The organism is Micromonospora sp. S4605 (genome assembly GCF_003176715.1).
GTDB lineage: Bacteria > Actinomycetota > Actinomycetes > Mycobacteriales > Micromonosporaceae > Micromonospora > Micromonospora echinaurantiaca.
On the sequence record NZ_QGSW01000186.1, the window covers coordinates 19,942 to 46,167 of the forward strand.

The 26,226-nt window shown below is 74.6% G+C and carries 25 protein-coding genes and 2 pseudogenes; 6 read left to right on the top strand and 21 right to left on the bottom strand.

Annotation, left to right across the window (positions count from 1 at the left end; genetic code table 11):
* Positions 1-65: 65 nt before the first annotated feature.
* Positions 66-1,499, bottom strand: a complete 1,434-nt coding sequence (locus tag DLJ47_RS14985) for a hypothetical protein (protein WP_146228096.1) — start codon at positions 1,497-1,499, stop codon at positions 66-68.
* A complete protein-coding gene (locus tag DLJ47_RS14990) occupies positions 1,496-2,011 on the bottom strand; it encodes a SigE family RNA polymerase sigma factor (RefSeq protein ID WP_109900631.1) in 516 nt (171 codons plus the stop codon). Before DLJ47_RS14990 ends, DLJ47_RS14985 begins: the two co-directional genes overlap by 4 nt.
* A gap of 151 nt (positions 2,012-2,162) precedes the next feature.
* Between DLJ47_RS14990 and DLJ47_RS14995 the strand changes: the two genes are divergently transcribed.
* Positions 2,163-2,924: a sulfite exporter TauE/SafE family protein gene (locus DLJ47_RS14995; protein ID WP_109900632.1), complete on the top strand. Its 762-nt coding sequence runs from the start codon at positions 2,163-2,165 to the stop codon at positions 2,922-2,924.
* Positions 2,925-2,985: 61 nt separating this feature from the next.
* On the opposite strand, the gene mctP is transcribed toward DLJ47_RS14995, so the two are convergent.
* The 7 genes from mctP to DLJ47_RS15030 all read right to left on the bottom strand — a co-directional run bounded on the left by mctP (position 2,986) and on the right by DLJ47_RS15030 (position 9,826).
* Complete coding sequence (gene mctP, locus DLJ47_RS15000; RefSeq protein ID WP_109900633.1) at positions 2,986-4,635, bottom strand: monocarboxylate uptake permease MctP; 1,650 nt, start codon at positions 4,633-4,635, stop codon at positions 2,986-2,988.
* Positions 4,635-4,892 (bottom strand): DUF3311 domain-containing protein, encoded by a 258-nt coding sequence (locus DLJ47_RS15005; RefSeq protein ID WP_088992608.1) that lies wholly within the window; start codon positions 4,890-4,892, stop codon positions 4,635-4,637. Before DLJ47_RS15005 ends, mctP begins: the two co-directional genes overlap by 1 nt.
* A 225-nt stretch (positions 4,893-5,117) precedes the next feature.
* Complete coding sequence (locus DLJ47_RS15010; protein WP_109900634.1) at positions 5,118-6,338, bottom strand: bifunctional RNase H/acid phosphatase; 1,221 nt, start codon at positions 6,336-6,338, stop codon at positions 5,118-5,120.
* A gap of 3 nt (positions 6,339-6,341) precedes the next feature.
* On the bottom strand, positions 6,342-7,079 hold the full coding sequence (locus DLJ47_RS15015; protein ID WP_109900635.1) for a zinc ribbon domain-containing protein: 738 nt from the start codon (positions 7,077-7,079) through the stop codon (positions 6,342-6,344).
* Positions 7,076-7,906 carry a Nif3-like dinuclear metal center hexameric protein gene (locus DLJ47_RS15020; protein WP_199235860.1) on the bottom strand — a complete coding sequence of 277 codons (831 nt, stop codon included), beginning with the start codon at positions 7,904-7,906 and terminating at the stop codon, positions 7,076-7,078. The genes DLJ47_RS15015 and DLJ47_RS15020 overlap by 4 nt, the downstream gene beginning before the upstream one ends.
* Positions 7,907-8,001: 95 nt before the next feature.
* On the bottom strand, positions 8,002-8,583 hold the full coding sequence (locus tag DLJ47_RS15025) for a flavoprotein (RefSeq protein WP_109900637.1): 582 nt from the start codon (positions 8,581-8,583) through the stop codon (positions 8,002-8,004).
* A 16-nt stretch (positions 8,584-8,599) separates the two neighbouring features.
* On the bottom strand, positions 8,600-9,826 hold the full coding sequence (locus tag DLJ47_RS15030) for a helix-turn-helix domain-containing protein (protein ID WP_109900638.1): 1,227 nt from the start codon (positions 9,824-9,826) through the stop codon (positions 8,600-8,602).
* Between the two features lie 235 nt (positions 9,827-10,061).
* On the opposite strand from DLJ47_RS15030, the gene DLJ47_RS15035 reads away from it, so the two are divergent.
* Both DLJ47_RS15035 and DLJ47_RS36290 read left to right on the top strand, forming a co-directional pair.
* Positions 10,062-10,742 (top strand): bifunctional DNA primase/polymerase, encoded by a 681-nt coding sequence (locus DLJ47_RS15035; RefSeq protein ID WP_199235858.1) that lies wholly within the window; start codon positions 10,062-10,064, stop codon positions 10,740-10,742.
* 79 nt (positions 10,743-10,821) lie between these two features.
* Positions 10,822-10,983, top strand: coding sequence for a hypothetical protein (locus DLJ47_RS36290; protein ID WP_157748057.1), 162 nt, complete (start codon positions 10,822-10,824; stop codon positions 10,981-10,983).
* A 30-nt stretch (positions 10,984-11,013) separates the two neighbouring features.
* On the opposite strand, the gene DLJ47_RS15045 is transcribed toward DLJ47_RS36290, so the two are convergent.
* The 5 genes from DLJ47_RS15045 to DLJ47_RS15065 are packed head-to-tail and all read right to left on the bottom strand — an operon-like array spanning position 11,014 to position 17,289.
* Positions 11,014-11,736, bottom strand: coding sequence for an FAD:protein FMN transferase (locus DLJ47_RS15045; protein ID WP_109900680.1), 723 nt, complete (start codon positions 11,734-11,736; stop codon positions 11,014-11,016).
* A gap of 49 nt (positions 11,737-11,785) precedes the next feature.
* Complete coding sequence (locus DLJ47_RS15050; RefSeq protein ID WP_109900640.1) at positions 11,786-12,373, bottom strand: FMN-binding protein; 588 nt, start codon at positions 12,371-12,373, stop codon at positions 11,786-11,788.
* Positions 12,374-12,383: 10 nt separating this feature from the next.
* Complete coding sequence (locus tag DLJ47_RS15055; protein ID WP_109900641.1) at positions 12,384-13,862, bottom strand: ferredoxin reductase family protein; 1,479 nt, start codon at positions 13,860-13,862, stop codon at positions 12,384-12,386.
* Complete coding sequence (locus DLJ47_RS15060) at positions 13,859-15,238, bottom strand: DUF1501 domain-containing protein (RefSeq protein ID WP_109900642.1); 1,380 nt, start codon at positions 15,236-15,238, stop codon at positions 13,859-13,861. The genes DLJ47_RS15055 and DLJ47_RS15060 overlap by 4 nt, the downstream gene beginning before the upstream one ends.
* Positions 15,239-15,246: 8 nt before the next feature.
* The gene (locus DLJ47_RS15065) at positions 15,247-17,289 is read right to left on the bottom strand and encodes a DUF1800 domain-containing protein (protein ID WP_109900643.1); all 2,043 of its coding nucleotides are present in this window, start codon (positions 17,287-17,289) and stop codon (positions 15,247-15,249) included.
* 480 nt (positions 17,290-17,769) lie between these two features.
* Between DLJ47_RS15065 and DLJ47_RS15070 the strand changes: the two genes are divergently transcribed.
* Positions 17,770-18,027, top strand: coding sequence for a DUF3040 domain-containing protein (locus tag DLJ47_RS15070; protein ID WP_109900644.1), 258 nt, complete (start codon positions 17,770-17,772; stop codon positions 18,025-18,027).
* On the opposite strand, the gene DLJ47_RS15075 is transcribed toward DLJ47_RS15070, so the two are convergent.
* From DLJ47_RS15075 to DLJ47_RS37880, 3 genes and pseudogenes are all read right to left on the bottom strand, one after another.
* Positions 18,022-18,978: an SWIM zinc finger family protein gene (locus DLJ47_RS15075; RefSeq protein ID WP_109900645.1), complete on the bottom strand. Its 957-nt coding sequence runs from the start codon at positions 18,976-18,978 to the stop codon at positions 18,022-18,024. The genes DLJ47_RS15070 and DLJ47_RS15075 overlap by 6 nt on opposite strands.
* A pseudogene (locus DLJ47_RS15080) lies at positions 18,975-21,503 on the bottom strand (DEAD/DEAH box helicase); the annotation flags it as partial. The gene DLJ47_RS15075 and the pseudogene DLJ47_RS15080, both read right to left, overlap by 4 nt.
* Before the next feature lie 65 nt (positions 21,504-21,568).
* A pseudogene (locus DLJ47_RS37880) lies at positions 21,569-22,244 on the bottom strand (ATP-dependent helicase); the annotation flags it as partial.
* Positions 22,245-22,307: 63 nt separating this feature from the next.
* On the opposite strand from DLJ47_RS37880, the gene DLJ47_RS15085 reads away from it, so the two are divergent.
* Positions 22,308-23,171 carry a carbohydrate kinase family protein gene (locus tag DLJ47_RS15085; protein WP_109900647.1) on the top strand — a complete coding sequence of 288 codons (864 nt, stop codon included), beginning with the start codon at positions 22,308-22,310 and terminating at the stop codon, positions 23,169-23,171.
* A 68-nt stretch (positions 23,172-23,239) separates the two neighbouring features.
* Here DLJ47_RS15085 and DLJ47_RS15090 read toward each other — a convergent pair whose 3' ends face one another.
* Complete coding sequence (locus DLJ47_RS15090) at positions 23,240-23,761, bottom strand: DinB family protein (protein ID WP_109900648.1); 522 nt, start codon at positions 23,759-23,761, stop codon at positions 23,240-23,242.
* 82 nt (positions 23,762-23,843) lie between these two features.
* Between DLJ47_RS15090 and DLJ47_RS15095 the strand changes: the two genes are divergently transcribed.
* On the top strand, positions 23,844-24,050 hold the full coding sequence (locus DLJ47_RS15095) for a hypothetical protein (protein ID WP_088992592.1): 207 nt from the start codon (positions 23,844-23,846) through the stop codon (positions 24,048-24,050).
* Positions 24,051-24,119: 69 nt separating this feature from the next.
* Here DLJ47_RS15095 and DLJ47_RS15100 read toward each other — a convergent pair whose 3' ends face one another.
* The 3 genes from DLJ47_RS15100 to DLJ47_RS15110 all read right to left on the bottom strand — a co-directional run bounded on the left by DLJ47_RS15100 (position 24,120) and on the right by DLJ47_RS15110 (position 26,117).
* Positions 24,120-25,268: a polysaccharide pyruvyl transferase family protein gene (locus tag DLJ47_RS15100; RefSeq protein WP_109900649.1), complete on the bottom strand. Its 1,149-nt coding sequence runs from the start codon at positions 25,266-25,268 to the stop codon at positions 24,120-24,122.
* Between the two features lie 67 nt (positions 25,269-25,335).
* Entirely contained in the window at positions 25,336-25,815 is a 480-nt protein-coding gene (locus DLJ47_RS15105; protein ID WP_109900650.1) for a GNAT family N-acetyltransferase, read from the bottom strand.
* A gap of 8 nt (positions 25,816-25,823) precedes the next feature.
* Complete coding sequence (locus DLJ47_RS15110) at positions 25,824-26,117, bottom strand: hypothetical protein (RefSeq protein ID WP_109900651.1); 294 nt, start codon at positions 26,115-26,117, stop codon at positions 25,824-25,826.
* Positions 26,118-26,226 lie beyond the last annotated feature (109 nt).

Here is a 26,226-nt window from a genome sequence, read left to right on the forward strand (position 1 = left end):
TATCCGGCGGCCGGCGGATCGCCCCGTGTCGACCGCCGGCCCCGGTGATCGACGTCGTGAGCGGCTCACCAGTTCCACACCAGCGACTCGTTGAAGAGCCGCTCACCGTTCGCCGGCTCCCGCAGCGTCCCGGAGCCCACCACCTTCCCGTCGCCGTCCACCGCCCGCAGGGTCACCTGCGCGCCGAGCGGCAGGGTCAGCAGCGCCGCGCCGGCGCGTACCTCGGCCGTGGCACGGACCTGGCCGTCCGCGACGGCCTCGACCCGCACGGCCTGCGGGCGCGGCACCACCAGCAGCCGGTCGGTGAGGGCGGCATGGCCGTCGACCAGCGCCGGCACGCGAACCGCGGCCAGGTCGTACGCGACGCTGGTCCCGGTGGCCACCAGCGCAAGGTCCGGGTCGAGCCCTCCGATCCTCGGGTCGTCGGGCCGGGTCTCGCCGGGGCCGGCCAGCGCGAGCCGCCCGTGTTCCCCGGAGCCGAGCTGTAGGACCAGCGGGCCGTCGCCGGGCGGGCCGACCAGGACAGCGTCCCGGGAGTCGAGCCGGCCCACCCAGCGCACCTCGGGCGGGATGACGCCGCCCACCAGGCCGCTGCCGTCCACCAGCCGCCGGTACGCGGTGTCCGCGCCCCGCGCCGCCCGCCAGTCGGCCGTCGGCGAGGGGTTCGGCCGCCCGTCCAGCGGGTCGTCCTTCCCCGCCCATCGGGTTTCCACGGTGCCGTGCTGGATGGCGATGGGACCGGCCTGGCGGAGTTGGCCGTCGCACTCGACCCGCCACCAACCGCGGGCCAGGACCGGCTCGACCAGCAGGTGGTCGCCACCGGGCGCGGTCTGCCAGCGCCGCTGCACGCCGCTCCACAACTGAGCCGAGCGGGCGTGGGACACGGTGCACCCGGACGGCGCCAACCCGAGCAGCCAGTTCTGCTCGGTGCCGTAGCTGGTTTCCAGCACGGTGAAAGCGGCCGGCTCCAGGTTCGCCCGGCTGTTGCCCCGGAGCAGGTCCCGCGGTGACGCTCCGACCTCGGCCTCCAGGGTGGCCAGCGCGGCATGGGTGTCGGAGTGGTAGGCCAGCACGACGGTGCGGAAGCCCGCCGTGTCGTCGGCCCAGAGCACGTTCACCGTCGACAACTCGGCGCTCATGAACAGCCGGTCGCCGTCCCGATCGGCGCGGCGGGTCAGCTCGCTGAGGAAGGCCCGGTCGCCGGCGAGGCTTCCCCGGGTGGGCGAGTTGATCAGGCGCCAGGTCCACTCCGAGTCGACCGGGAAGCCGGGCAGGACCCGCGAACCGTCGTCGGGGCGGCCGTCCAGGCCCGCGGCGCTGAAGGCCGCCGGGCCGGCCAGCGCGGCGGCGAGGACCGCTGCCGCCGTCGCCCACAGCCCCGCGAGGCGACGCCGCCGGCGCCGTCGGGCGTGCCGCATCAAGCGGCCGTACGCGTCCTCGTCCGGCACCACCGTCGCGGCGATCCGGGCCAGCCCGGTACGAAGTTCGTCCACGCTCATGCCCGCTCCCCCATCAGGTCGCCGGGAACCGCCGGACGGCCGGCCGGCGGGTGCAGCACCCCGCGGAGCCGGGTCAGCCCCCGCGCCGCCTGGCTCTTCACCGTCCCCACCGAACAGCCCATCGCCGCCGCCACGTCGGCCTCGGAGAGGTCCTCCCAGTAGCGCAGCACCAGCACCGCCCGCATCCGGGCGGGCAACCGGTCCAGCGCGACCAGCAGTTCGTCCCGGACGACGACGGCGTCCGTGGAATCCGGCCCGGCCCGATCGGGCACGACCGAGGTGAGCAGCTCCCGCAGGCCGATCCGCCGCCAACGGCTGGTGCGTTCGTTGACCATCGCCCGACGGACGTACGCCATCGGCTCGTCGACCGTGCGCCAGTGCCGCATCACCTTCAGCAGCGCGTCGTGCACCAGGTCCTGTGCGGCGTCCCTGCTGCCGGTCAGCAGGTACGCGGTCCGCAGCAGGTCGCCGTAGCGCGCCTCGACGAACTCCCGGAAGTCGGCGTCAGCCACGCGCCGCCCCCTGGTCGTGACCGGTCATGGTCCGCTTCCTCTCCCTGGGTCCGTCTCAACCGGTACGACGCGGCACCGGGCCGGAAGGTTGAGAGGCGCGGCGGCACCGCCCCCGGCGGTCGGCCTGAGCCCGTACTAGCCTCTGGGGATCATGGATCTCGCCGACGCCGCCCTGCTGCTCGTCGCCGGTCTCGCCGCGGGCACGGTCAACGCGGTGGCCGGTGGGGGCTCGCTCATCACCTTCCCCGCGATGATCGCGGTCGGGTTGCCGCCCGTGCCGGCCAACGTCAGCAACTCGGTGGCCGTCTTCCCCGGCTACGTGGCCAGCGTGGCGGGCAGTCGGGTGGACCTGCCACCCGGGCGGGCGCTGGCCACCCTGGTGCCCACCACCATCGTCGGCACCATCGCCGGGGCGCTGCTGCTGCTGGCCACCCCGGCGCGGGCGTTCGAGCTGGTCGTACCGTTCCTGGTGCTCGGCGCGACCGCTGTGCTGGCCTTCCAGGACCCGCTGCGCCGGCTGGTCGGGCATCCGCGCGACCTGTCGCCGCGCCGCCGTACGGTCGCGGTGCAGGCAATGGTCGCGGTCGGCGCGGTCTACGGCGGCTACTTCGGCGCGGCGCTCGGGGTGATGCTGGTCGCCGGCCTGGCGCTGGTGCTGGACGCCACGCTGGCCCGGGTGAGCGCCATCAAGAACCTGCTCTCCGCCCTGGTCGGGGTGACCACGCTGGTGGTCTTCGCGCTCTTCGGCCCGGTGAACTGGGCGGCGGTGGCGCTGGTCGCGCCAGCCACGCTGGTCGGCGGGTACGCCGGCGCCCGGCTGGTCCGCCGGCTGCCGTCGGTGGTGCTCAAGACGCTGATCGTCAGCTTCGGCACGGTGATCGGGCTCTACCTGCTCTACCGCGCGCTCAGCTGACTGGGGAGGAACCCGCCGCTCCCGGCCCCCGGGCGTCGCGCAGCCGGGGGCCGGGGCGGGCTCAGGCGACCGGCTCCGGAGCCGCGTCGGCGTCCTGGCGGTCGCCGGGCGTCACCCGCGGGTCACCCTCGTCGGCGAAGTAGTCGTCCGACGTGGTGCCGTCGACGCCCTCGCGTACCTTCACCGCCCGCAGGATCAGCGTCAGGATCGCCGCCACCAGCAGGTTGACCAGGACGGCCACGATGCCCACGTAGATCGTCTTCGGGGTGTCGAAGCCGAACTTCTCCAGTGGGAACGCCGAGCCGGCGAAGTGCTTCCGGGTCGGGCTGGAGATCTGGTAGAGCATCCACATCCCGAGCCCCATGCCGGCCACCCAGCCGGCGATCAGCGCACCCCGGTGGAACCAGCGGGTGTAGAGGCCGAGCGCCACCGCCGGCAGCGTCTGCAGGATGATCACGCCGCCGATCAGCTGGAGGTCGATGGAGAACTGCGGGTCGAGGAAGACGATGCAGGCCACCGCGCCGATCTTGACCACCAGCGAGGTGATCTTGGAGACGTTCGCCTCCTGCGCCGGGGTGGCGTCGCGCCGCAGGTACTCCTTGTAGATGTTGCGGGTGAACAGGTTCGCCGCCGCGATCGACATGATCGCCGCCGGCACCAGCGCGCCGATCCCGATGGCCGCGTACGCGACGCCGGTGAACCAGCTCGGGAACTGCTGGTCGAAGAGGAGCGGCACGATGGTGTTGTTGTCCACCGTCCCCTCGCTCGCCCCCGGCAGCGGCTTCACCTCGGCCGCGATGGCCATGTAGCCGAGCAGCGCGATCAGCCCGAGCAGCAGGCTGTACGCCGGCAGCGCGGACATGTTCCGCTTGATCACGTCGCGGTTCCGGCTGGCCAGCACGCCGGTGATGCTGTGCGGGTAGAGGAACAGCGCCAGCGCCGAGCCGAACGCCAGCGTGACGTACTGGAGCTGGTTGTTGGCGTTGAGCAGGACCCCGTCGCCGGGGCTCGGTGAGGCGTCGAACTTCGCGTCCGCCGCGTCGAAGATCTCGCCCCAGCCGCCCAGCTTGTACGGCAGGTACAGCACCGCCACCAGGATCACGATGTAGATCAGCGTGTCCTTGACGAAGGCGATCAGCGCCGGCGCGCGCAGCCCGGACTGGTACGTGTACGCGGCCAGGATGGCGAACGCGATGATGATCGGCAGGTGCCGGGCGATCGTGCTCTCCCCGGTCACGCCCATGGCCTTGAGCACCGCCTCGATGCCGACCAGCTGCAGCGCGATGTACGGCATCGTGGCGACGATGCCGGTGATCGCGACCAGCAGCGCCAGCACCGGCGAGTCGAACCGGCTGCGGACGAAGTCGGCCGGCGTGACGAAGCCGTGCCGGTGCGACACCGACCAGAGTCGACAGAGCACCAGGAAGACCAGCGGGTAGATGACGATGGTGTACGGCACCGCGAAGAAGCCCATCGCCCCCGCGCCGAACACCAGCGCCGGCACCGCCACGAAGGTGTACGCGGTGTAGAGGTCACCGCCGACCAGGAACCAGGTGATCCAGCCGCCGAAGTTGCGCCCGCCCAGCCCCCACTCGTCGAGGTGGGCCATGTCGCGTGGGGCCCGCCACCGGGCGGCCACGAAACCCATCACGCTGACCAGCAGGAAGAGCAGCGTGAAGATGATGATCTCGGTGAGGTGGTCGCGCCACATCAGCGGTCACCCCGCTTCTTGGTGAGCTGGTAGACCACCGTCGTGGTGGCCACGCCCAGCACGATGTAGGCCAACTGGAGCCAGTAGAACCGCGGGAAGCCGAACAGCCGTGGGCCGTCGGCGTTGAAGAACGCCGGGATCAGCGGCACCACGATCGGGATGAAGAGCAACCAGTTCCATCTGCTCTTGTCCTTTGCCCGGGACGACCCCGTCAGGGGTGCCTCCGGTGCGGGTGTGGCCGGTTCGGGTGCAGCCATCAGACCCACCTTCCAGTCGTCGCTCGTGATGTGACGGCCGGAGGCTACGGCCCTGTGAGCGCCGTCACGTTCGGCTGATCCACTGCGCTGCGCCGAACGGCCGCTCGGCTGCGCCGAACGGCGGGCACCCACCGCCCTGCGGTCCGCACGAACCGAGAAAGAGTGGCCATTCCGCGGAGAATGGCCACTCTTTCGGTGAACGAGCGCGACGGGTGCGGGGCGGGGTCAGGGAGTGGGGAGGTGGGCGGTGTCGTTGACGGTGCGGACGGCGATGCCGCCGTCCGGCCACCGGTCCAGCACCGAGATGCCTGCGGCGTCCAGGAAGAGCCGGTGCAGGAAGGCGTCACCGGCAGCGAGCGCGTCGCGCAGCGCGAGCTTGATCGGCGAGACGTGCGAGACCACCACGACGGTCTCCCCGGGGTACGCCTCGACCAGCGCGTCCAGCGCCCGGCGGGTGCGCTCGGCCACCGCCGCGAACGACTCCCCGCCGGGCGGGGACACCGCCGTGGAGGCGAGCCAGGCGTCCATCTCGCCGGGCCACCCCTCGCGTACCTCGGCGAAGGTCCGCCCCTCCCAGGCGCCGAAGTCGCACTCGATCAGGTCGTCCGCGCGGCGTACCGGCACGCCGCCGAGCGCCGCGGCGATCGCCTCGGCGGTCGCCGTACACCGGGACAGCGGGGAACTGACCACTGCCGCGACGGTCGGCGCCAGCTCGGCCACCCGGTCGCCGGTGGCCCGGGCCTGGGCCCGGCCCCGGTCGGAGAGCGGCACGTCGCCGCGACCGGAGTAGCGGCGTTGCTCGGTGTACTCGGTCTCGCCGTGCCGCACCAGGATCAGCCGGGTGGCGGTAAAGCTCGGGCGCGGCTCCCAGGAGGCGGGCGCGGTGGCCGGGTCGGTGCCGGTGGTCCGCTGCGCCGCGGCGCGGGCGGCCGCCTCGCGGGCCTGCTCCCGGCCCGCCGGCTCCGGGCCGGCGAGCTCGCGCGGGGGCTCCACCACGCGCGGCGGTGCGACGGCCGGAGCCACCGGCGCGGTGCCGGCGGCGGCGTCCATCGCGGCGTTGGCGAGGGCGTCGGCGTGCCGGTTGCGCTCCCGCGGGATCCAGCTGAACCGGACCGCCGCGAACCGTTCGACCAGCCCGGCCGCCTGGGCGGCGAGCGGGCGCAGCCCGGGGTGCTTGATCTGCCAGCGGCCACACATCTGCTCGACCACCAGCTTCGAGTCCATCCGGGCCTCCACCTCGGCGGCGCCCAGTTCGGCGGCGGCCGTCAGCCCGGCGATCAGCCCCCGGTACTCGGCCACGTTGTTGGTGGCCACCCCGATCGACTCGGAGCGCTCGGCGAGCACCTCGCCGGTCTCCGGGTCGCGGACCACCGCGCCGTAGCCGGCCGGGCCCGGGTTGCCCCTCGATCCGCCGTCGGCCTCGACGACCACCACCCGCGGCGCCACGGGCTACAGACCGGACTCGTTGGTACGCACCATGATCCGCCGGCACTCCTCGCAGCGGACCACGTCGTCCGGGTCCGCCTTGCGGATCCGGGCCAGGTCCGCCCCGGACAGTTCGAGCCGGCAGCCGCCGCACCGGCCGGCGGCGAGCAGCGCCGCGCCGAGCCCGGTGTCCTCGCGGATCTTGTCGTAGAGCTGCACCAGGTCGGCCGGGAGGTCGTCGGCGAGCGGCCGGCGGGCCGACCGCTTGAACTCCTCCTCCTTGCCGATCTCGGCCAGCGCCTCGTCCCGGCGCCGCTCGGTGGCGTCCCGCTGCTCCCGGGCCTCGGCCAGCCGGCGCTCCACGTCGTCCAGGACGGCCTGCGCGGTCTCCCGCTGCTCCATCAGCTCCAGCTCGGCGTCCTCCAGGTCGCCCTGCCGGCGGTTGAGCGAGGCCAGTTCGTGCTGGAGCGCCTCCAGCTCCCGGGCCGGGCCACTGCCGGCGGCGAGCCGCGCCTCGTCCTTGGTCTTGCGGGCCCGCACCTGGTCGATGTCCTTCTCCAGCCGGGCGATGTCCCGGTCCAGGTCGTCGACCGCCACCTGGGCACGGACGCGCTCGTCCTCCAGCGCCGACAGCTGGCGGGCCAGCGCCTCCAGCTCGGCCCGCTCGGGCAGCGCGCGGCGGCGGTGGGCGAGCTGGGTGAGCGCGGTGTCGATCGCCTGGAGGTCGAGCAGGCGGCGCTGGACCTGGGGGTCAGCCTTCACGGTCGGGGCTCCTTGTCGTCCACCGCGGGTGGGGCGGCGTGTACGGTCCACGGGTCGGTGTCCAGGTCGGACACCTGCGTCTCGACACCCGGCGTCGCCCGCAGCAGGGCGGCCAGGTCGTCCAGCCACGGTCGTTCGGTCGCCCAGTGGGCGGCGTCCAGCAGCGCCGGCCCGTCGGCGGCGAGGTGCTCGCCGGCCGGGTGGTGGCGCAGGTCGGCGGTGAGGTAGGCGTCCACCCCGGCGGCGGTCGCGTCGGCCAGGAAGGCGTCGCCCGATCCGCCGCTGACCGCGAGCGTACGCACCATGCGCTCGGGGTCACCCGCCGCGCGTACGCCCCAGGCGGTGACCGGGAGCACGGCGGCGGCGTGCCGGGCCAGCTCGGCGAGGGTCATCGGCTCCGGCAGCTCGCCGATCCGGCCGATCCCCCGCCCGGCGCCGTGCGCCGGTGACCCGGGCGCGGGCGGGTGCAGCGGGCGCAGCCCGGTCAGCCCGAACCGGGCGGCCAGCGCGTCGGAGACGCCCGGAGCGGCCACGTCGGCGTTGGTGTGCGCGACGTACAGGGCCACGTCCGCCTTGATCAACTGGTGGACGATTCGACCCTTGTACGTGGTGGGCGCCACCGAGGAGACCCCGCGCAGCAGCAGCGGGTGATGGGCGACGATCATGTCGACCCCCGCGGCGAGCGCCTCGGCGACCGTCTCGGGCACCACGTCGACCACGCAGAGCACCCGGCGTACCGGGGCGCAGGGCTCGCCGAGCACCAGCCCGACCCGGTCCCAGTCCTCCGTCCAGGCCGGCGGGTAGCGCCGCTCCAGCTCGGCCACCACGTCGGCGACGGTCGGCGGAACTGCGGTTGTGCTCACGGCGGGCCAGCTTACCGGTACCCGGCCGGCCCGGGCGGATGCTCGGGCGCGGCGGTTGCTCAGGCCACGGCGGGGCCGACCCGGCAGAGCCGGTCGCGTACCGCGGCGAGCGGCAGCGCCCACGGGAAGGCGCTCAGGTGCCGCTCCCCCGTCCCGGGCGGGTGCAGCGGGACGACGTGGTCGCCGAAGAGCACCGTCACCCCCCACTCGGCGAGCCGCGCCAGGCCGCTGCGGAACGCCGGGTGGCGGGCCATCGCCGTGTTGGTGAACGGCACCGCGACCAGCGGCACCCCCAGGCCCTGCGCCTCGACCAGCAGGCCCAGCGCGAGCGTGTCGGTGATCCCGGCCGCCCACTTGTTGACCGTGTTGACAGTGGCCGGGCAGACGATCATGGCGTCGGCCGGCGGCAGGACGTCCGGATCCCCCGGGTTCTTGTAGTGGGTCCGTACCGGGTGACCGGTCTGCCGGGCCAGCGCGGCCCGGTCGACGAACTTCGCGCCGTCCGGCGTGGTGATCACGCAGACGTCCCAGCCGTCCCGCTGGGCCAGCTCGACGAGCCGGCCGACGTGGCGCGCCAGCGGCGATCCGCAGGCGATGACGTAGAGCACCTCGCGGCGCTCGGTGTGCTGCCGGCCGGTCATCAGACCGGCTCCGCGCTCATACCCCTACTCCCATGTGCTCAGCCAACTCCGCGATCGGAGAAGGCGGCGCACCACGTGTGCGACGCAGGATGTCCGACATCACCTCGTGGGCGATCGGCCGGCAGCGGATCTCGGACGGCGCCAGCCGGTCACCGCGCAGCAGCATCTCGCCGGCGTTGGCCACATCGCCGATCTGGGCGTAGCCGCGGGCGATGTCGAGCAGGTGGTGGGCCCGCCGCTCGGGCAGCAGCGCGTTGAACGCCGGCTCCTGGATGCGCTGGTGCACCTCGACCGCCCGGCCGCCGTCGCCCAGCTCGACGGCCGCGGCCGCCCGGTGCAGTTCCAGGTTGGTCGGCCCGAACGAGGTCCAGTAGTGGTTCTGGTCGCTGCCGAGCAGCCGAGCCGCCTCCTGGGCGCCGTTGAGCAGGTCGTCAACGGTCGCCGAGTCACCGATCCGGGACGCCGCCATCGCGCCCTGCAGCAGCAGCATGCCGTAGACGGAGAGCCGTTGCGGTGAGGCGTCGTTGCTCCCGCCGGGGGCGAGCCGGTTGGCGATGGTGACGTTCAGCTCCAGCGCGGGACGGGACCGTCCCATCGCGGCCAGCGCGTTGCAGACCCGGGTGGTGGCGATGCCGGCGAGCAGCTGGTCGTCGGCGCGCTGGGCGACCGCCATTGACCGGTCGGCGGCCAGCCAGGCCAGGTCGCACTCGCCCAGCTTGCGCAGCACCGAGGAGGCGATCTGGTAGACCTGCCCGAGCAGGTGGGCCGCCTCGCGGGCCTGGTCGCCGCCGTAGCCGGCGTCGGCGGCCTGGGCGTCGCGCAGCAGCTTGGGCAGCGCCCGGGTGAGCATCCCGTAGCGGCCGTACTGGTAGGTGAGCCAGGCGTGGTTGACCGCCTTGCGCATGTCGGCCAGCGGCGGCGGGTGCGGCGCCGCGTCGAAGTAGGCGCTCATCGCGTCGTAGCGCTCGAGGGCGGCCCGGATCTCCTGGACCTCGACCTGGTCGATGCAGTTCAACGCGTCGGTACGCCGCTCCGGGTCCTTGCCGAGCAGCAGTTGCACGTCGACCTGGAGGATGTCGGCGATCTCGTAGACGACGGAGAACTTGTCCAGCCGGCGCACCCCGCGCTCGACCTTGTCCACCCAGCTCTTCGACTTGCCCAGCCGGTCCGCGAAGACCTGCTGCGACATTTTGCGCCGCCCGCGCCAGTAGGCCACCCGCCGCCCAATGGGTAACTCGTCCATCCCGTCCCTCCCCTGGTGCGACCCCGGCCGTGGCCGGCTGACCACCTCGCGGTTGCGGGCGCGCGGTAGGTCTCAGGTTTTCGCTGGTCGCACAGTCTGTGCGTCAGCCGTACAGCCAGTCCTCGTAGTTTTCGTGCAACTTGCATCAGCCGTTCGTCAGCTCAACGACCGTGGGTTACGGCAGTGACGGTGTTCGACATGCGGGCCGGATGCCGGACCGGGCCGCCGAGGGGAGATGGCACACATGTGGGGGAACGTCGGACCACGCGTCGTCCAACTGTCGCCGTTGGAACGGGTCCGCCTGCGCCGGGTGGCCGTCCGCTACGCGCTGCACGGCTGGGAGGTGACCCCCGGCGCCTGCCTGGCGCGCAGCCGGTTCGTCTGCGGCCGCGCCGGCTGCCCCACGGTCGGCTGCCACCCCGCGCTGGAGAACTGGGAGCACGCGGCCAGCGCCGACCCGGCCCGGGTGGCGACCTGGTGGCGCACCCGGCCGCACGGCGTGCTGCTGCCCACCGGCCGGGCGTTCGACGTGCTGGAGGTCGCCGCGCACCTCGGCCGGCGGGTCCTCGACGTGGTGCAGACCCACCCCGCCGGCCCGGGCGTACGCGGGCCGGTGCTGGTGACCCCCACCGGCCGGTGGATGTTCCTGGTCCGCCCGGGCGACCCCCTGCGGCCGGAGCTGGACCACTGCTTCCACGTGGTACGGCACGGGCCCGGGTCGTGGATCCCCGCGCCGCCGACCCGGCTGCCGGAGGGCACCGTCCGCTGGGCCGTCGCCCCGGAGCAGGCCCGTTGGCGGCTGCCCGACTCCTATCTGGTGCAGAACGCGCTGATCGACGCGCTGCGGGCCACCGGCGTGACGCTGACCTCGGAACTGCTCCCCGGCCACCTGCCGCTGCCGCGTCGCGGGATGTGAACCCCGCCCGGGCAGCGTCGCCGGCCGGTCCGTCCTCGTTGCACAGGGCGACGGCGCAGACGCCAGGAGCGGGGGTTTCATGTCCACCGACGACACCACGCGTCAGCCGGACGGCACCGAGCCGCCCCGGCACAGCCGCCCGCGGTACCGCTGGGCGGGCACCCGACCGGCCGGCTCCCGCCCGGGCCGGCCCCGGCCGGCCGGCTCCCGGCCCGCCGGCACCCACCGCCCGGCCCGCTGAGGTGGTGGCGGCGGCCGCGCGCGGCACCGGTCAGCCGGCCAGCGGCAGGCCGGCGGAGTGCAGCAGCCGGCCGTCGTCGGTGACGATCGCGTGCTGGTGGCCGGCGAGCCGGTCCAGCCAGCCGACACCGGCGGCGCCCATCGCCACCGCGGCGGTGGCGTACGCGTCGGCGACGCCGAGGTCCGGCCCGACCACGGTGACCGAACGCAGGCCGCTGGCCGGCACACCCCGGCGGGGATCCCGCACGTGCGCGCCCCGCTCGTACACCCCCGAGGTGGCGACCGCCAGGTCGGTGCCGGTCAGCACCAGGCAGGTGGCCATCGGGTCCCACGGGTGCCGGACGCCGATCCGCCACGGCCGGCCGGTGGCCGACCGGCCGCGCACCCGCACGTCCCCGCCGGCGTTCAGGCAGTGGTTCGCCGCGCCGGCCGCGAGCAGCCGGTCCGAGGCGACCTGCGCCGCCCAGCCCTTGACGTAGCCGGACGGGTCCAGCCGGCCGGTGGCGTACGCGTCGAAGAAGCCGTCGGTGGCGCGCCACAGGTCCGCGCAGCGCGCCAGCACGTCCCGCAGGTCGGCCGAGCCGTCGGCGACCGCCAGCTCACCACGGTCCACCCGGCACACCTCGCTGTCCGCCCGGTACGTGCTGAACCGGGCGTCCACCTCGCGCAGCCAGCCGAACACGGCGTCGGCCAGCGCGGTCAGCTCGACGGTGGGCAGGTCGTCGGCGAGGTCCAGGCTGATCGCCGTACCCATCACCTGCTCGACCCGGCGCAGCCCGGGCCGGGCCGGCGCGGCCGGCACCTCAGCCGGCCCGGTCGATGGCGGCCTGCAGCGACCGCCGGTACGACTCGCTGGTGGCGGTGGCCCCGGAGACGGTGTCCAGGTCGGCGCTCTGCTGCTGCACCACCAGCCCGGCGGAGCCGCTGTACCGGTCGTCGACCTGCTCGCTGCGCTGGTCGGACTGGGCCGTCTCCTCGGGCAGCTCGAGCGCGACCACGTTGACGATCCGCGACCCGGAGAGGGTGATCTGCACCTGGACGTTGCCGTACTCGTTCTCCACCACCGGCCCGGTCACCGTGCGGGTGGTCGGCTGCGCCGGCCGGCTGCTGGTCCGCGGTGCGGACGGGGTCCGGGTGCCGGCGCCGGGCCGGCTCGCCGGTGGGCGGGCGGTGGTGCGGATGGGCCGGGGCGAGGCGGTGCCGCCGGCGGGCGCCTCGCGCGCCCCGGCCGGCGCCTCCGGCGGTGCCGAGCCGGCCCCCGGGGCCACCGGCTGGCCGTCGACCGGCCCGCCCTGGGCGGCCACCTGCGTGGTGTCCGGCCCGCCCTTGAGCACCACCATCGCGGTGGTGCTGGCCGCCAGGCCGGTGATCGCGAGGAGTGCGCGGCGCATGGATGCCTCTCTACAGCTCGAACGTGGCGAGATGGATCTGCCGGCGGGGCACGCCGGCCTGCCGGAGCACCTGGAGCGACTGCTCGACCAGGCCGGGCGGCCCGCAGAGGTAGACGTCCCGGCGGGCGACGTCGGGCACCAGCCGGCGCAGCCCGTCCGGGCTCATCACCTGACGCGGGCCGGGGTCGTGGCGGGAGCCGATGACGTACCAGACCGAGACGTGCCGGGCCTGGGCCAGCCAGTCCAGTTCCCGGCTGAGCAGCACGTCGGCCGGGGTCCGGGCGCGGTAGATCAACGCCGCGCCGGGCGGCAGTTCCTCCAGCATCGCCCGGATCGGGGTGATCCCGCTGCCACCGGCGATCAGCAGGGCCCGTTCCCGGGTGCGGTGCGCGGCGGTGAAGGTGCCCGACGGCCCCTGCACCCAGACCCGGGTGCCCGGGTCGAGGTCACGCAGGTCGGCGGTGTGCGTGCCGACCACCTTGACGGTCAGCCGCAGCCAGCGGCCGTTGGCCGCGGCGGAGACCGAGAACGGGTGGGACTGCCACCAGCAGCCCCGGGTGAGGAACCGCCAGCGGAAGAACTGGCCGCCGAGCAGGTCCATCCGGTCCAGCCGCCGGCCGGTCAGGTAGATCGAGATGGTGTCCGGGCTCTCCGCGACCACGTCGGCGACCCGCAGCCCGTGCCGCAGGTTGAACACCAGCGGGGCGAGCACCCGGCCCCCGAGCAGGGCGGCGACCACCAGCACGTACAGGGCGATCCAGAAGGTGCGCACCGGACCCGGGCGGAACAGCTGCGCGCCGTTGCTGAACTGGTGGCCGAAGCCGAGCAGCAGCACCGGATAGGCGGACAGGTGCAGGGCGTGCCACAGCTCGTACGGCAGCGCGGTGCGGATCGCCCGGATGCTGGTGAAGCCGACCAGCACCATGATGCCGGCGGCGGCGAACGCGGAGACCATGTCCTCGTAGTCGCGCAGCAGCACCCCGGCCTCGGTGAGCACCGGGTTGTCCTCCAGCCCGGCGTAGCCGACCACGATCAGCGAGGTGTGCGCGAGCACCGCGACCAGCAGGGTGGCGCCGACGTCGCGGTGCCAGCGGGCCAGCTGCTCGCCGCCGATCCACCGTTCCAGCACCGGCAGCCGGCTCATCATGAGCACCTGCACCAGCAGCAGGTACCCGGCGACCAGGCCGGTGATCCGGCCGGCCGCGGTGAGGGTGGCGGCGGAATCGCGCAGCGAGCCGGCCGGGGTGTCCAGCCACCAGGGCAGCACGCTGGCCAGCAGGCCGACCACCAGCAGGGCGGCCAGCAGCCGCCGGCCGCCGGGTCCGCGCCGCGGCGGCACCGCCGGCGGTACGTCCGCGGCCGCGCCCTCCGTCGTTCGCGACTGCGGGGCTCGCAGACCCGGCTCACTCCTCGCGCTCACCGGCCGGCCGCCGTGCCGGGACGGGGTCCCGGTGCGGCGGCCGGCGGCGTGCGTACGGGTGTACGTCACGCGTACAGCTTCATCGGGGTGTACTTCTGCCGGGGGAAGATCTTCTCCACCTCCGCGTTGGTGAGCCCGAAGCGGCCCTGCGCCACGGCTCCGTAGACGTTGAACATGTTGTTGTATTCGGGTACGTCGCCGGAGTCGAGATCGTTCAATCCGTTCCAGGTGCCGAGCAGCGAGCCGGCCAGCTTCCGTCCGGACAGGATGGTGACCACCCCGCCGTGCCCGTGGTCGGTGCCGCCGCCGTTGGAGGCGACCCGCCGGCCGAACTCGCTGGACACCATGATCGTCACGTCGTCGGCCTGGTCGCCGAGGTCGGTGAAGAACGCGGCCATCGCGTCGGCCAGCTCGGTCAGCCGCCGGTGCAGCTGGCCGCCGGAGCGGGTGCCCTGGTTCTCGTGGGTGTCGTAGCCGCCCATCCCGACCGTGGCGACCCGGACGTTCGCGCCGCCCTTGATGAGCTGGGCGAGCTGCTGGAAGGCGCGGCCGACGCCCTCGTAGCGCACGCCCTCGGCCGGCTGGTACGGCTTGGCGGCCAGCTTCTGCGCGGTGGCCAGCGCACCCAGGCCGGACTGCACGGCCTCCTCGACGGGGTGGTTGATCCCGGTGAACAGCCCCTTGATCGCCTTCTCGGTGGCGGCGCGGAACCGGTCGTCGCCGTTGAGCCGCAGCGAGCCGACGCTGTTCAGCGACAGCGCGCCGTTGGTGCCGACCAGGGAGCGGGGCAGCGTGCTGCCGACGCCGACGCTGCGGAACGCGGTGCCCTTGCCGAGCGCGTCGACCAGGCTGTCCAGCCAGCCCCGACCACCCGTCTCGCCGGGCAGGCCGCCCAGGTTGCAGGCGTCCGCGGCCTGGAAGTGGCTGCGCGAGAGCCGCTCGTCGGAGACGGCCGGGACGAAGCCGAGGCGGCCGGACTTCAGCCACGGCTCCAGCGACTTGAACGCGCTGGTCAGCTTGAAGCCGCGGCCCACCGCCAGGGAGTCGTCGGCGAGCAGCAGGTCGGGGCGGGCCTTGGCGAGCACCGGGTCGTCCGCCGGGGCGACCAGGCTCAGCCCGTCCAGCCCGCCGTAGAGGAAGACGTGGATCAGGGTGCCGGTCCTGGTGGCGGCGAACGACGCCGAGGTGGTGACGAACTGGGCGGTGGCCAGCGCGGTGGCGGTGGCGGCGGCGCCGGCGACGAAGGTACGCCGGGTCACCCCGCGCCCGTCCTGCTGGGCCTCCTCCAGGTCCTCCAGCCGCCGGTAGCGGTCCCGCTCGGCGGCGTTCTCGGCGGCGACGACGTCGGCCTCCGCGCGCAGCAGCGCCTCGGCCGGGTTGTCGGCCAGCCGCCGCAGGTCGGGGCATTCGGGGTGCAGGGGGTACGAGTACACGGTCTTCTCCATCGAATGCCTCACCGGAGGTGGTGCTGGGGGGATGCGAGGATCGCCCGCGCGACGGCGGCGATGGCCCCGTTGAAGGTGGCGTCGACCCGGGTGCCGGCCGAGACGCCGGCCACGCCGAGGATCAGCGCCTTCTCCCGGGCGGAGAGCTTCTGCTGCACCAGCCGCTTGGCCAGCGCGTCCACGTACGCCCCGGCGGTGGCCGGCGGCTTGGCGACCAGCTTCTCCGGCCGGGTGTAGGTGAACGTGGTGCGGTAGCCGGCCAGCAGGTCGCCGGCCTCGTTCCAGCCGTTGACCATCGTGCCGGCGGAGGTCCACGCGACGTAGACGTCCGGGTAGCCGTCCGGGGTGGGCTGGCCCATCGGGTACTGGCCCAGCTCGCGCAGCTTGTCGTGGATCTGCCGCAGGCCGCGGGCGAACGGGGTGCGCTTGTTGTCGCCGTTGTCGTGCTTCGGCGACGCCTCGGGCGAGACGCCGAGGGTGCGGTAGGTGGCGACCAGGTACTCCATCGGCCGGCGCACCTTCTGCCCCACCGCCGCCCAGAACTCCGACGAGCTGAACAGCGTCATCAGCACCGGCTTCACCAGGCCCTTGTTCGCCGTGTACGTCTTGGCCAGCCGGTCCACCAGGGACTTCGGCGGGGTGTCCGAGACGAACCGGGTGGCCAGGCTCTGCGCCACGTACTTCGCAGTCGACGGGTGCAGCGCGAGGTAGGTCAGGTACGCATCGATGGCCGCTTCGGCCTTCTTCGGGTCCTTGGAGTTGTTGGCGTGGCTGAAGCCGAGGATCTTCACCTTGCCGACGTAGTGCCGCTCGGGCCGGAAGACGTACTTGCCGTCGTTGACGCCCCGCCCGGTCTGCAGCAGGGCGGCCTGCCGGACGTCCTTCTCGGTGTAGCCGCCGTCGACGCCCACGGTGTACAGCTCGAGGTTCTCCCGGGCCAGGTTCTCGTTGACCGCGTCGGCGCGGGAGTCGTTCTGGTTCAGGTAGAGCAGCAGCGCGGGGTGCTTGTTGGCGGCCAGGAACATCTCCGGGTAGCTGCCCAGCGCGTGTGCCCGGACGACGTCGCGGTCGAAGGCGGCCCGGTACACCTCGCCGCCGTCGAAGTCCGCGGCGACGTGCAGGAAGTCGTTCCAGAAGTCGACCATCACCTCGTACAGCTGGCGGTCGGACCAGATCTGCCGGGCGATGGTGGCCTCGACCAGCTCCCGCTCCGGCTGGGCGCCCCGCTCGTTGAGCTGGTCGCGCTGGTCGCGCAGCTGCTGGGTGGAGAGCTTGAGGGTGGGCAGCTCGGCGAGCTTCAGCTCGGCCCGGGTGGGGGCGATCTTGTCGGGGTCGAGCTGCGTGCGCAGCCAGGCGTCGATGCCCCGCTCGCGGATGTCGGCGACCAGCTTCGGCGTCGCGCCGAAGGTGGCCCGGCGGGCGAGGTGCAGGATCGGGTCCTTGGCCAGCACCGTCTTGACGGTCACCGGGGTCTCCGCCGCGGCGGCGGCCGGCCCGGAGAAGGTCCGGCCGCCGGCCGGCGCGTTCCTCTTCAGCGCCTCGCCGGCCCGGGAGCCCATGTAGCTCTCGTTCTGCTCGGTGTACGTGCGCACCGTGCTCGGCTGCTGCCCGCTCGGCCGGGCGGCGGTGCCGTCGGTGACCGCGGTGCCGGTCGCGTCACCGACCGGCTCGTCGCCGAAGAGACCGCGCACCTGCGGGGTCATCGCGAGGGCGGCGCCGCCGGCGACCACCGCGGCGGTGCCGCCGAGCGCGGCGAGCGCCTTGCGGCGACCGACCGGGCGACCGGGCTCCTCGTCGTCGTCCAGGTTGGGCAGTCCGGCGCCACCGGTCTGCTGGGCGAAGCCGCCGGTGGGGCCGGTCGGCTGGCCGAAGCCGTCCGGACCGACCCACTGCGGTCCGCGTGAATACTCCGGCTGACCGCCGGGGTGGGCGGAGCGGTATCCGTGCGGGGTTGACGCGTTCGGGTCGCGGTATCCGGTGCTGGGGTGCTGTCGTACGTCCCAGCGGCGGTCGTCCCGCGGTCGCCGTGGTGGCACATTCTGGTCGGCCATGTACCAATCCCGATTCCTACCGTGCGCCGGCACGGCTGCGACCAGCGAGGTCGAGGTCCGGCGACTGTTGCCTGAGGGGGTTGACCGGCAAGGTAGTGAAAGGGCTCCGGCCGCCTCAAGGCGCGCCGGAGGGCCCCGTGAGGGCACTTAAGACAGCGCTCAGCGGCGCGCCGCCGGGCGGGATCGCCACCCGGCCGGTCCCGGGCCCCGGGAGCAGGACCGACCCGTCACCCGCCGACCCCGACGTAACGTTTTCGCCGTCCGCGACGCTTTTCGCGCCGTTCAACGGCACAGCGAAACTTAAGGTCCGGATAAGCCTGTGCTGAGGTGTCCGGACACCGGTCACCCGGGGCGTCGGCTCCCCGGGCGCGACCATGCCGCCGGCCCGCCGGGCGGACGGGCAAAGTAGCAGCACGAGGGCGTGAGCCGCCGCCGCAACGGGTATGCCGCCGAACCGCTGAACGCGTGAGGGGAAGGCACATGCTCAGCAAAGAGGATCAGCGCAGGTTCGAGCAGATCACCCGCCACCTCCGGGAGAGCGATCCGAGGTTCTTCGCCCGGCTGGACAGCCGGGCCCGGGCCCGGCGCAGCCGCTATCTGATGCTGTTGACCATCGTGCTGTGGGCCTCGCTGCCGGCGACGACGGTGCTGGCCGGCCGGATGGCCGGCGCGATCTGCGCGGTGGTGCTGCTGGCCAACGCCGCCGTGATGTGGCGGTACCGGCGCCGCTGGCTATGACCCGCCGAGGGCCCGGTAGGCCCGCCGCAGCCGCTCCACCAGCCCCGGACCGCCGATGGCCGGAGCGGGCGGGCCGAGCTGGCGCAGCAGCAGGTCCGGCCCGGTGGCCAGGCTCGGCGGCCGGTCCGGCAGCGGCACCGGCGGGAGCCAGAACCGGTCCACCGCCTCGGCCAGCGGCGCCGGCGGCAGGCCGGCCACCGCCCGCGCGGCGCCGACCGCCGGAACGTCCACAGTGTCCGCCGCCGGTCCGGCCGGCGCCGGCGCGGCCGCGTCGTCCGTCGTGGACGGTCGATCGCCTGCCACGGCGCCCGCCGCGGCGTCGTCCGTGCCGCCGGCCGCCGCGCGCAGGGCACGCAGCCGGTCGAGCAGCTCGGCCCGGGCCCGGCCCCGCCAGTGCAGCAGTTGGAACGGGTCGGCGTCGAACGCCTCGGCGAGCAGGTAGAAGGTCGCCGCGAGGTGCTTGCACGGCACGGCGAAGTCCGGACAGCTGCAGTGCTGGACCAGTTCGTCGATCCCGGCGGGGAAGAGCGGGCCGCCGGCGGCGGCGAACAGCTCTTCCAGCTCGGCCGGCAGGTCACCGGCGAGCAGCCGGGCGCTGAAGAACGCCTGGGCGGCCAACTCGTTCTCGATCCGGGACCAGAGCGCGGCCGGAAACGGCGACAGCGCGATGCGCACCTGGTACGGCTGCGCCCGGGAGCCCTGCACCACGGCGCTGACCATGCCGGGGGCGATGTCCAGGCTGACCACCTGGCCGGCCCGCGCGTACGACCGGCCGCGGGTCAGTCGGGTGCCGAGCGCGAACGACTCCAGCACCTCCAGGAAGCGCCGCGACCACCAGGACCGGCCGATGGCGCCCCGGGTGCTGCGGGCGCGCAGGCCGCCGTCGACCCGGCGGGGACGGCCGTAGTCGGCGAACCGGCCGCGCGCGGTCTCACTCACTGGCTCGCTCACTCCACCACCGCCCCGGCCTCCAGGCTGAACAGCTCGCGCAGCTGCGCGGTGGACAGCTCGGTGACCCACTGCTCGCCGGTGCCGACCACCCGCTCGGCCAGACCGCGCTTGTCGGCGATGAGCGCCGCGACCTTCTCCTCCACCGTCCCGGCGCAGACGAACTTGCGTACCTGCACCCGGCGGCGCTGACCGATCCGGAAGGCCCGGTCGGTGGCCTGGTCCTCCACCGCCGGGTTCCACCACCGGTCGACGTGCACCACGTGGTTGGCGGCGGTCAGGGTGAGCCCGGTGCCGCCGGCCTTGAGCGAGAGCACGAACAGCGCGGGCCCGTCCGGCGACTGGAACCGGGTGACCATCGCGTCCCGGTCGGCCTTGCCCACCCCGCCGTGCAGGAACAGCACCTCCCGGCCGAACCGGGCGGCGAGGTGCCCGCGCAGCATGCCGCCGAACTCGGCGTACTGGGTGAACAGCAGGGCCTTCTCCCCCGCCGCGAGCACCTCGTCGAGGATCTCCTCCAGCCGGGCCAGCTTGCCGGAGCGCCCGGCCAGCGGCGAGCCGTCGCGCAGCAACTGGGCGGGGTGGTTGCAGACCTGCTTGAGCCGGGTCATGGTGGCCAGCACCAGCCCGCGCCGCTCCATGCCGTCGCTGGACTCGATCCGGGCCATCATGTCGTCGACCACCGCCTGGTAGAGCGAGGCCTGCTCGGCGGTCAGGTTGCAGACCACCTCCATCTCCAGCTTCTCCGGCAGGTCGGAGATGATCGACGAGTCGGTCTTGAGCCGGCGCAGCACGAACGGGCCGGTGATCCGGCGCAGTCGCTCGGCGGCCTCGGCGTCGCCGTGCCGCTCGATCGGTTCGGCGAACCGCTTCTTGAAGGTGGCCGCCGGGCCGAGCAGCCCGGGGTTGACGAACTGCATGATCGACCAGAGGTCGGCGAGCCGGTTCTCCACCGGGGTGCCGGTGACCGCGATCCGGTGCCGGGCCGGCAGCGCGCGTACCGCCTCGGCCTGGCGGGTGGCGGCGTTCTTGATCGCCTGGGCCTCGTCCAGCACCACCCGGTGCCAGTCGACGCCGGCCAGCTCCACCGCGTCCCGGGCCGCCACCGAGTAGGTGGTGAGCACCAGGTCCGCGTCGTGCACGGCCGTGGTGAACCCCGCCCCCCGGGCCCGCTCGGCGCCGTGGTGCACGTGTACGCGCAGCCCGGGCGCGAACCGGGCGGCCTCCCGCTGCCAGTTGCCGACCAGCGACATCGGGCAGACCAGCAGGGTCGGCCCGGCCTGCGGCGGGTCGCCGGCGAGCAGCGCGAGCAGTTGCACGGTCTTGCCCAACCCCATGTCGTCGGCGAGCACGCCGCCCAGCCCGAGCGACTGGAGGAAGGCCAGCCAGGCCAACCCCCGCCGCTGGTACGGCCGCAGCGTGCCGTGGAAGGCCGGCGGCGGGTCGGCCGGGGTGAGCCGCCGCTCCACCGCGCCGGCCAACAGGTCGCCCAGCGCGCCGTCGGCGGTCACCTCCAGCACCGGCAGCGCGTCGGGCTGCTCGGCGTCGGCGAGGCCGAGCCGGAGCAGGTCGGCCACGGTCAGCTCGCCGGCCGAGCGGAGCAGCCGCAGCCCGGCGGCGAGCCGCTTCGGGTCCAGCTCCACCCAGCGGCCGCGGAGCCGGACCAGCGGGGTCTTCAATGCGGCCAGCGACGCCAGCTCGTCAGCGGTCAGCGGCTGGTCGCCGAGGGCCACCTCCCACCGGTAGTCGACCAGGGCGTCCAGCCCGACCCCGCCGGCGGCGGTGGCCACCGTGCCCGGCGCGGTCCGGCTGCGCGCCTGCAGCCGGGCGCCGAGGCGCGACGAGGGGCGCTGCCACCAGGAGGGCAGCAGCACCGCGAACCCGGCGGCGTGCAGCACCGGGGCGCCCTCGCGGAGGAACCGGTGCGCCCCCTCGACGTCCAGCTCCAGCGCCTCCGGGGTGGCGGTACGCAACGCCGCGTCCAGCTCCGGCCAGAGCCGGCTGGCCCGGCCCAGCTCGGCCAGCAAGGTCTCCTGCGGGCTGTCCAGCCGCCCGGCCAGCCCAGCGGCCGCCTGCGGGGCCCGCCAGACCTGCCCGGCGTCGACGTGCAGGCTCGGCTCGTCGGCCGCCTGGAGCCCGAACTCGACCCGCCAGTGTCCGCCCTGCCCGACCGCCGCCGTGGGGTCGGCGGGCACCACGACGACCGGCTCGGTGAGCTCGTCGGCGGGCGGCTCGACCAGCCGGAAGCTGGCCCGTACCGAGCCGCCGGCGGCGTCCCGCTGCCAAGCGTCCAGCTCGGTGCGGAGGGTGTCCAGGGCGGCCGGGTCGGCGGTGAAGTCCCGGCGCGGGCCGGTGAGCGCGGCCAGCCAGGCCGGCACCGCGCCGTTCGGGCGGACGCCCCGGCCGAGCCGGATCTCGCCCAGCGCCGCCCGGGCGGCGGCGTCGGCGAGCGCGTCGAGGGCCTGCGCGACGAGCGCGCCCGGCGCCACCTCTGCCACGGTGCCGGCGGCGGGCCGGCGACCGGCGGTGTCCCGACCGGGGCCGGCCGGGGTGCGCCGGGCCGGCGGACCGGTGACCGGTTCGGGGTCGAGCCGGTCCACCTCGACCACGGCCCGGGCGGCGGGGGGCAGGGCCAGCGCGAGCGACCGGGCCCAGGCCGCGTCGGTGCCGGTGAGCAGCGGCCGCCACACCGCCCGGGCCGCGCCGCCTCCGGCTCCGGCTCCGGCTCCGGCGGAACCATCGGCACCGGGTCGACCGGGGGCACCGGCCGGATCCGTCGCCCGGGCGGGGAGGTCGGCGAGGCCGGGCAGGACCCGGCCGCGGGTGACCAGGTCGGCGGCGAACTCGGCCAGCTCGGCGAGGTGCCGCAGGGTGGCGCCGGGTGCTGCGGCCGCCAGGTCGAGGCGGCCCAGCAGCGCCCACGCGGCGTCCGGGGCGTACAGCAGGACGGGAACCCGCCAGCCGGCGAGGGTGACCGACCCGCGGGCCGGTGCCACGACGGAGGTCCGCACCAGCTCCGGTGAGTCCAGCGGCGCGCCGGCCCGGGTGGGCAGGGTGAGCAGCGCGGTGCCGAGTTCGGCGGGGTCGGCGCCCTCGGCCAGCGCGGCGGCCAGCGTGGCGTGGTCGGCGGCGAACGGGTGCGGACGCTCCCGGGGCGCGCGGCCGGGCCGCCGGGGCCCGTCGGTGGGCCGGGTGCTGTCCTCGGCCCAGACGGCGAGCGCGCCGTCCGGGCCGTCGCCGGGCAGCCACGACCCGTGGATGACCAGCACTCGTTCCCCCTCGTCGACGCCCGACCCAGGATAGGCGGCCCGGGCAGGCTACCGTCGAACGCCATGTACGACCTGTTGGTGATCGGCGGCCTCGGCGTCGACGTACGGGTGCGGGTGCCCGCGCTGCCGCTGCCGGCCGCCGACTCGGTCACCGTCGACCCGATCGAGCTGCGCATCGGCAACACCGGCGCCGGGGTGGCGCTGGCCGCGCACGCGCTCGGCCTGCGGGTGGCGGTACTGGACGTGCTGGGCGCCGACCCGGTCGGCGACGTGGTCCGGGCCGCACTGGCCAGCACCGGGGTGCACGCCGTGCTGGCCGCCGACCCGGCGGGCACCCGGCGGTCGGTGAACCTGGTCGACCCGGCCGGCCGGCGGATGTCGCTCTACGACCCGCGGCCGTGGCGCGGACCGGCCCCGTTCACCCCGGCCGAGCTGGCCGGGCTGGTCCGGGACGCGGCGCACGTGCATCTGTCGATCATGGATTGGACCCTCGACCTGCTGCCCGCGCTGCGTACCGGGCTCGCGCCGGGCGCCGCGATCTCCACCGACCTGCACGACTGGGACGGCACCAACCCCTACCACCGCCCGTTCGCCGAGGCCGCCGACCTGGTCTTCGTCAGCGGGGTCCGGCTGGACGCCGCGGCCGGGCAGGTCGCCGCCGCGCTGGCGCCGCGCACGGTGGTGGTCACCCGGGGCGCTTCCGGCGCCGAACTGCACCCCGGCGCCCGGTCGGTGCCGGCCGCCGCGCCGCCGGCGCCGGTGCGGGACACCAACGGCGCCGGGGACGCCTTCGCGGCCGGTCTGATCGCGGCCCGGCTGCGCGGCGCGGCGCTGCCCGACGCGGCGGCGTACGCGGCCCGGGTGGCCGCCGCGGCCTGCACGCACGACGGCATGGAGTACCCGCCCGGCCTGCTGCCGCGACTCTGACCCCGCCACCGGTCCGCGCCCCGGCGGCGGGGGTGGCCGGCCGGGGCGGCGTCGTCGACGGTGGCGGCTCAGAGCGCGCCGGTGGTGCCGTCGGTCAGCTCGCGGAGGATGTCGGCGTGGCCGGCGTGCCGGGCGGTCTCCTCGATCATGTGCACCAGGATCCAGCGCAGCGAGACCTCGCCGAGCTGCGGGTGCGGCACGACGTGGTCGAGTGGGAACCGGGCGGCCACCTCCCGGGACCGGGCGCAGGCCCGCTCGTAGTCGGCGGCGAGCCGCTCGACGGTGTCCTCCCCGGTCAGCGTGAAGCTGGCCAACGCCTCCTCCTCGGTGGTCAGGTACACGTCGTCCGGGCCGGGCGCGAGCAGGCAGGGGAACCAGTTGCGCTCCACCATGGTGAGGTGTTTGACCAGGCCGGCGAGGGTGGTCGCGGAGGGCACCAGCCGGCGCGTGGCGTCCGCGTCGGCGAGCCCGCGCACCTTGCGCAGCAGCACGGCCCGGTGGAAGTCGAGGAAGGATTCGAGCACTGCCCGCTCGTCGCCCGTCCGGGCCAGCACCGGGCCGAGCGTGGGGTCGATCGAGATCTCCGCCATCGGCCGACGGTAGCCCCGCGACCGGCCGGCCCGCTGCCCCGCTATCGCTGCGGTGGCGCGGTCGCCGGGGCAGGATGGGCCCATGGCGACAACGGTAGAGATCCCTCTGGCGGGCGGTCCGGCCGACGGCGAGACGGTCACCGTCGAGCTGGACCCGAACGGCCGTCCCCCGCTGACCCATCACCACCTGGGTCCGGAGGGACTCACCCAGGCGGAGATCTACGAGTTGGAGACGGTCGACGGCCGGGCCCGCGACTGGCGCTACTCCTGGCGCGGCCCGGCGGTGTGAGGGCCCCGGGCCGGCCGGGTGGCGGGCCGGTGCCGGACGGGGCACGGTCCGGCGCTCGGGTGCCGGCGCTCAGGCGCCGACCTGGGCCAGGTTGCGGGCGCGCAGGCTCTCCAGCACCGCGCGGGTGACCTGCGAGGTGCCCCGGGCCTGGTCGCACACCTCGGCCACCCGCCGGGCGGTGGCCTCGGCCCGGTGGTCCCGCTCGTCCCAGAGCCGGTCCACCTCGGCCAGCAGCGGGCCCTCCACCTCCCGCTCCACGCCGCGCAGCGCCGGCACGCCGAGCCGCTGGGCCAGGTCGAAGACCTTGCCGGCGTACGGCAGGGGCAGGAACGGGGTGCCCACCATGGCGGCGAAGATCAGGAAGTGCAGCCGCATGCCGACGGCCAGGTCGAAGTGGCGCATCAGGCCGAGCACCTGCTGGGGCGAGTAGGTGCCGTGCAGGATCCGGCCCCGCTCCGCGGCGATCATGTGGGACAGCACGCCGTGCGAGTGCCGGATGTCGTCCCGCTCCATCGGCACGAAGAGCACGTACGCGTCGACCCGGTGCACCAGGAAGTCACCGATCTGGGCCAGCAGCCGGTGGTAGCCGTCCACGTCGAGGCGTTCCGCGGCCCGACCCGGCTCGCGCACGCTCATCCCGATCAGCCGCTTGCCGGCCGGCACCCCCTCCTCACGCAGCAGGTGCGCCGGGAAGTCCTCCGGCTCGAGCAGGAACGCCGGGTCGGCGGTGACCGTGATCGGGTTGAGCAGGCCGGCCTCCTCCAGCACCATCCGGGACTCCTGGTCCCGGACGGTCACCTGGGTGGCGCTGGCCAGGGTCTCCCGCACCATCCCGGTGTCCACGCCCTCGCTGAGCGGCCCGACCCCGACCGCGTACGTCAGCAGCGGCAGGCCGCGTTCCTGGGCGACCCGGACCACCCGCAGGTAGCGGCGGGCCTCCTTGTCGTACAGGATGCCGCCACCGCCGAGGATCAGCAGGTCGAGCTGGGCCAGCACGAGCGCGGAGTCGGTGCGGCTGACCCCCTCCCACGGCACCGCCTCCACGTCCGGGTGAGCCACCCGGGTGTGTGCGGGATTGCGGGAGAAGACGATGATCCGGGCGTTCGGCTCCTGCTCGCGCAGATCGGCGAGCAGCCCGGTGAGGATCGCCTCGTCACCGAGGTTGCGACCACCGTACGAGCCGAGCACACCGATGGTCAGTCCGGCGCCACGCGTCATCCGTCGCTCCTCCCCAGGTGCGTCCCGGGCGGGTTTCCCGTTGCACCGGGGAACAACCCTCGCCCGGTCAGCCCACCGGGTCGACCGACTTGGCCATCTGCTGCGTGATGACCTGGAAGCCGAGGCTCTCGTAGAGCCGGATCGCCCCGGTGTTGTCGCCGAAGACGTTGAGCCCGAGCCGGCCCACCCCGAGCCGGGCGAGCTCCGCCTCGACGAGCTGGATCATCCGGCGTGCGTACCCCTGGCCCCGGTGTCCGGGATGTACCTCGATGTTGTGGATCCAGGCCGTGTTCGGGTGGTCGCCGCCAGGCAGGGTGACCCAGATCCAGCCCACCTCGACGCCGTTGACCACCGCGACCCGAAGCAGCACGTCCGCGGTGGCCGCGCCATCCGGCAGCAGCCGGCCGACCTGGAGCGCGACCTGCGCCCGGGCGGCCTCCGGGGTCAGGTCACCGGTCCCGGCCAGGGCCTCGGCGTACGACCGCTCCAGCGGCACGCGCAGCCGGGCCAGCTGGGCCGCGGTCATCGGTTCCAGGGACAGGCTCATGGCGCTCCCTACTCCGGCGGGTCGGCGTCCTCGCCAACGGCGGCGACCAGCCCGGACACGAAGGCGGAAACCACGTCGTCGAGGTCGGACCCGACGTCGGTCGAGGTGGTCGGCAGGTCGGGCAGCAGCCCGTCCATGGCGTAGTGCAGCAGAGCGATCTCGAACGCGCCACCGGGTAACCCGCTGGCAGCGTTGGAAGGCGACGTCACCGCGGCGCAGGTGTCGCCGCGCACCTGGGCCAGGTCGGACCGGCCGCTCGCCAGCGGGGTGGTCGTCCTGCACCACACCCGCCCGCTGACCACGAACGGGGTGCCTGGCGCGGCGGCCTCGTGACGGCCGAGCCGGGGCTGCCGGCAACGCCGAGGTGACGATCCGCGCCGCCGGTGATCGGCTTGCCCGCCGGTAATCGGC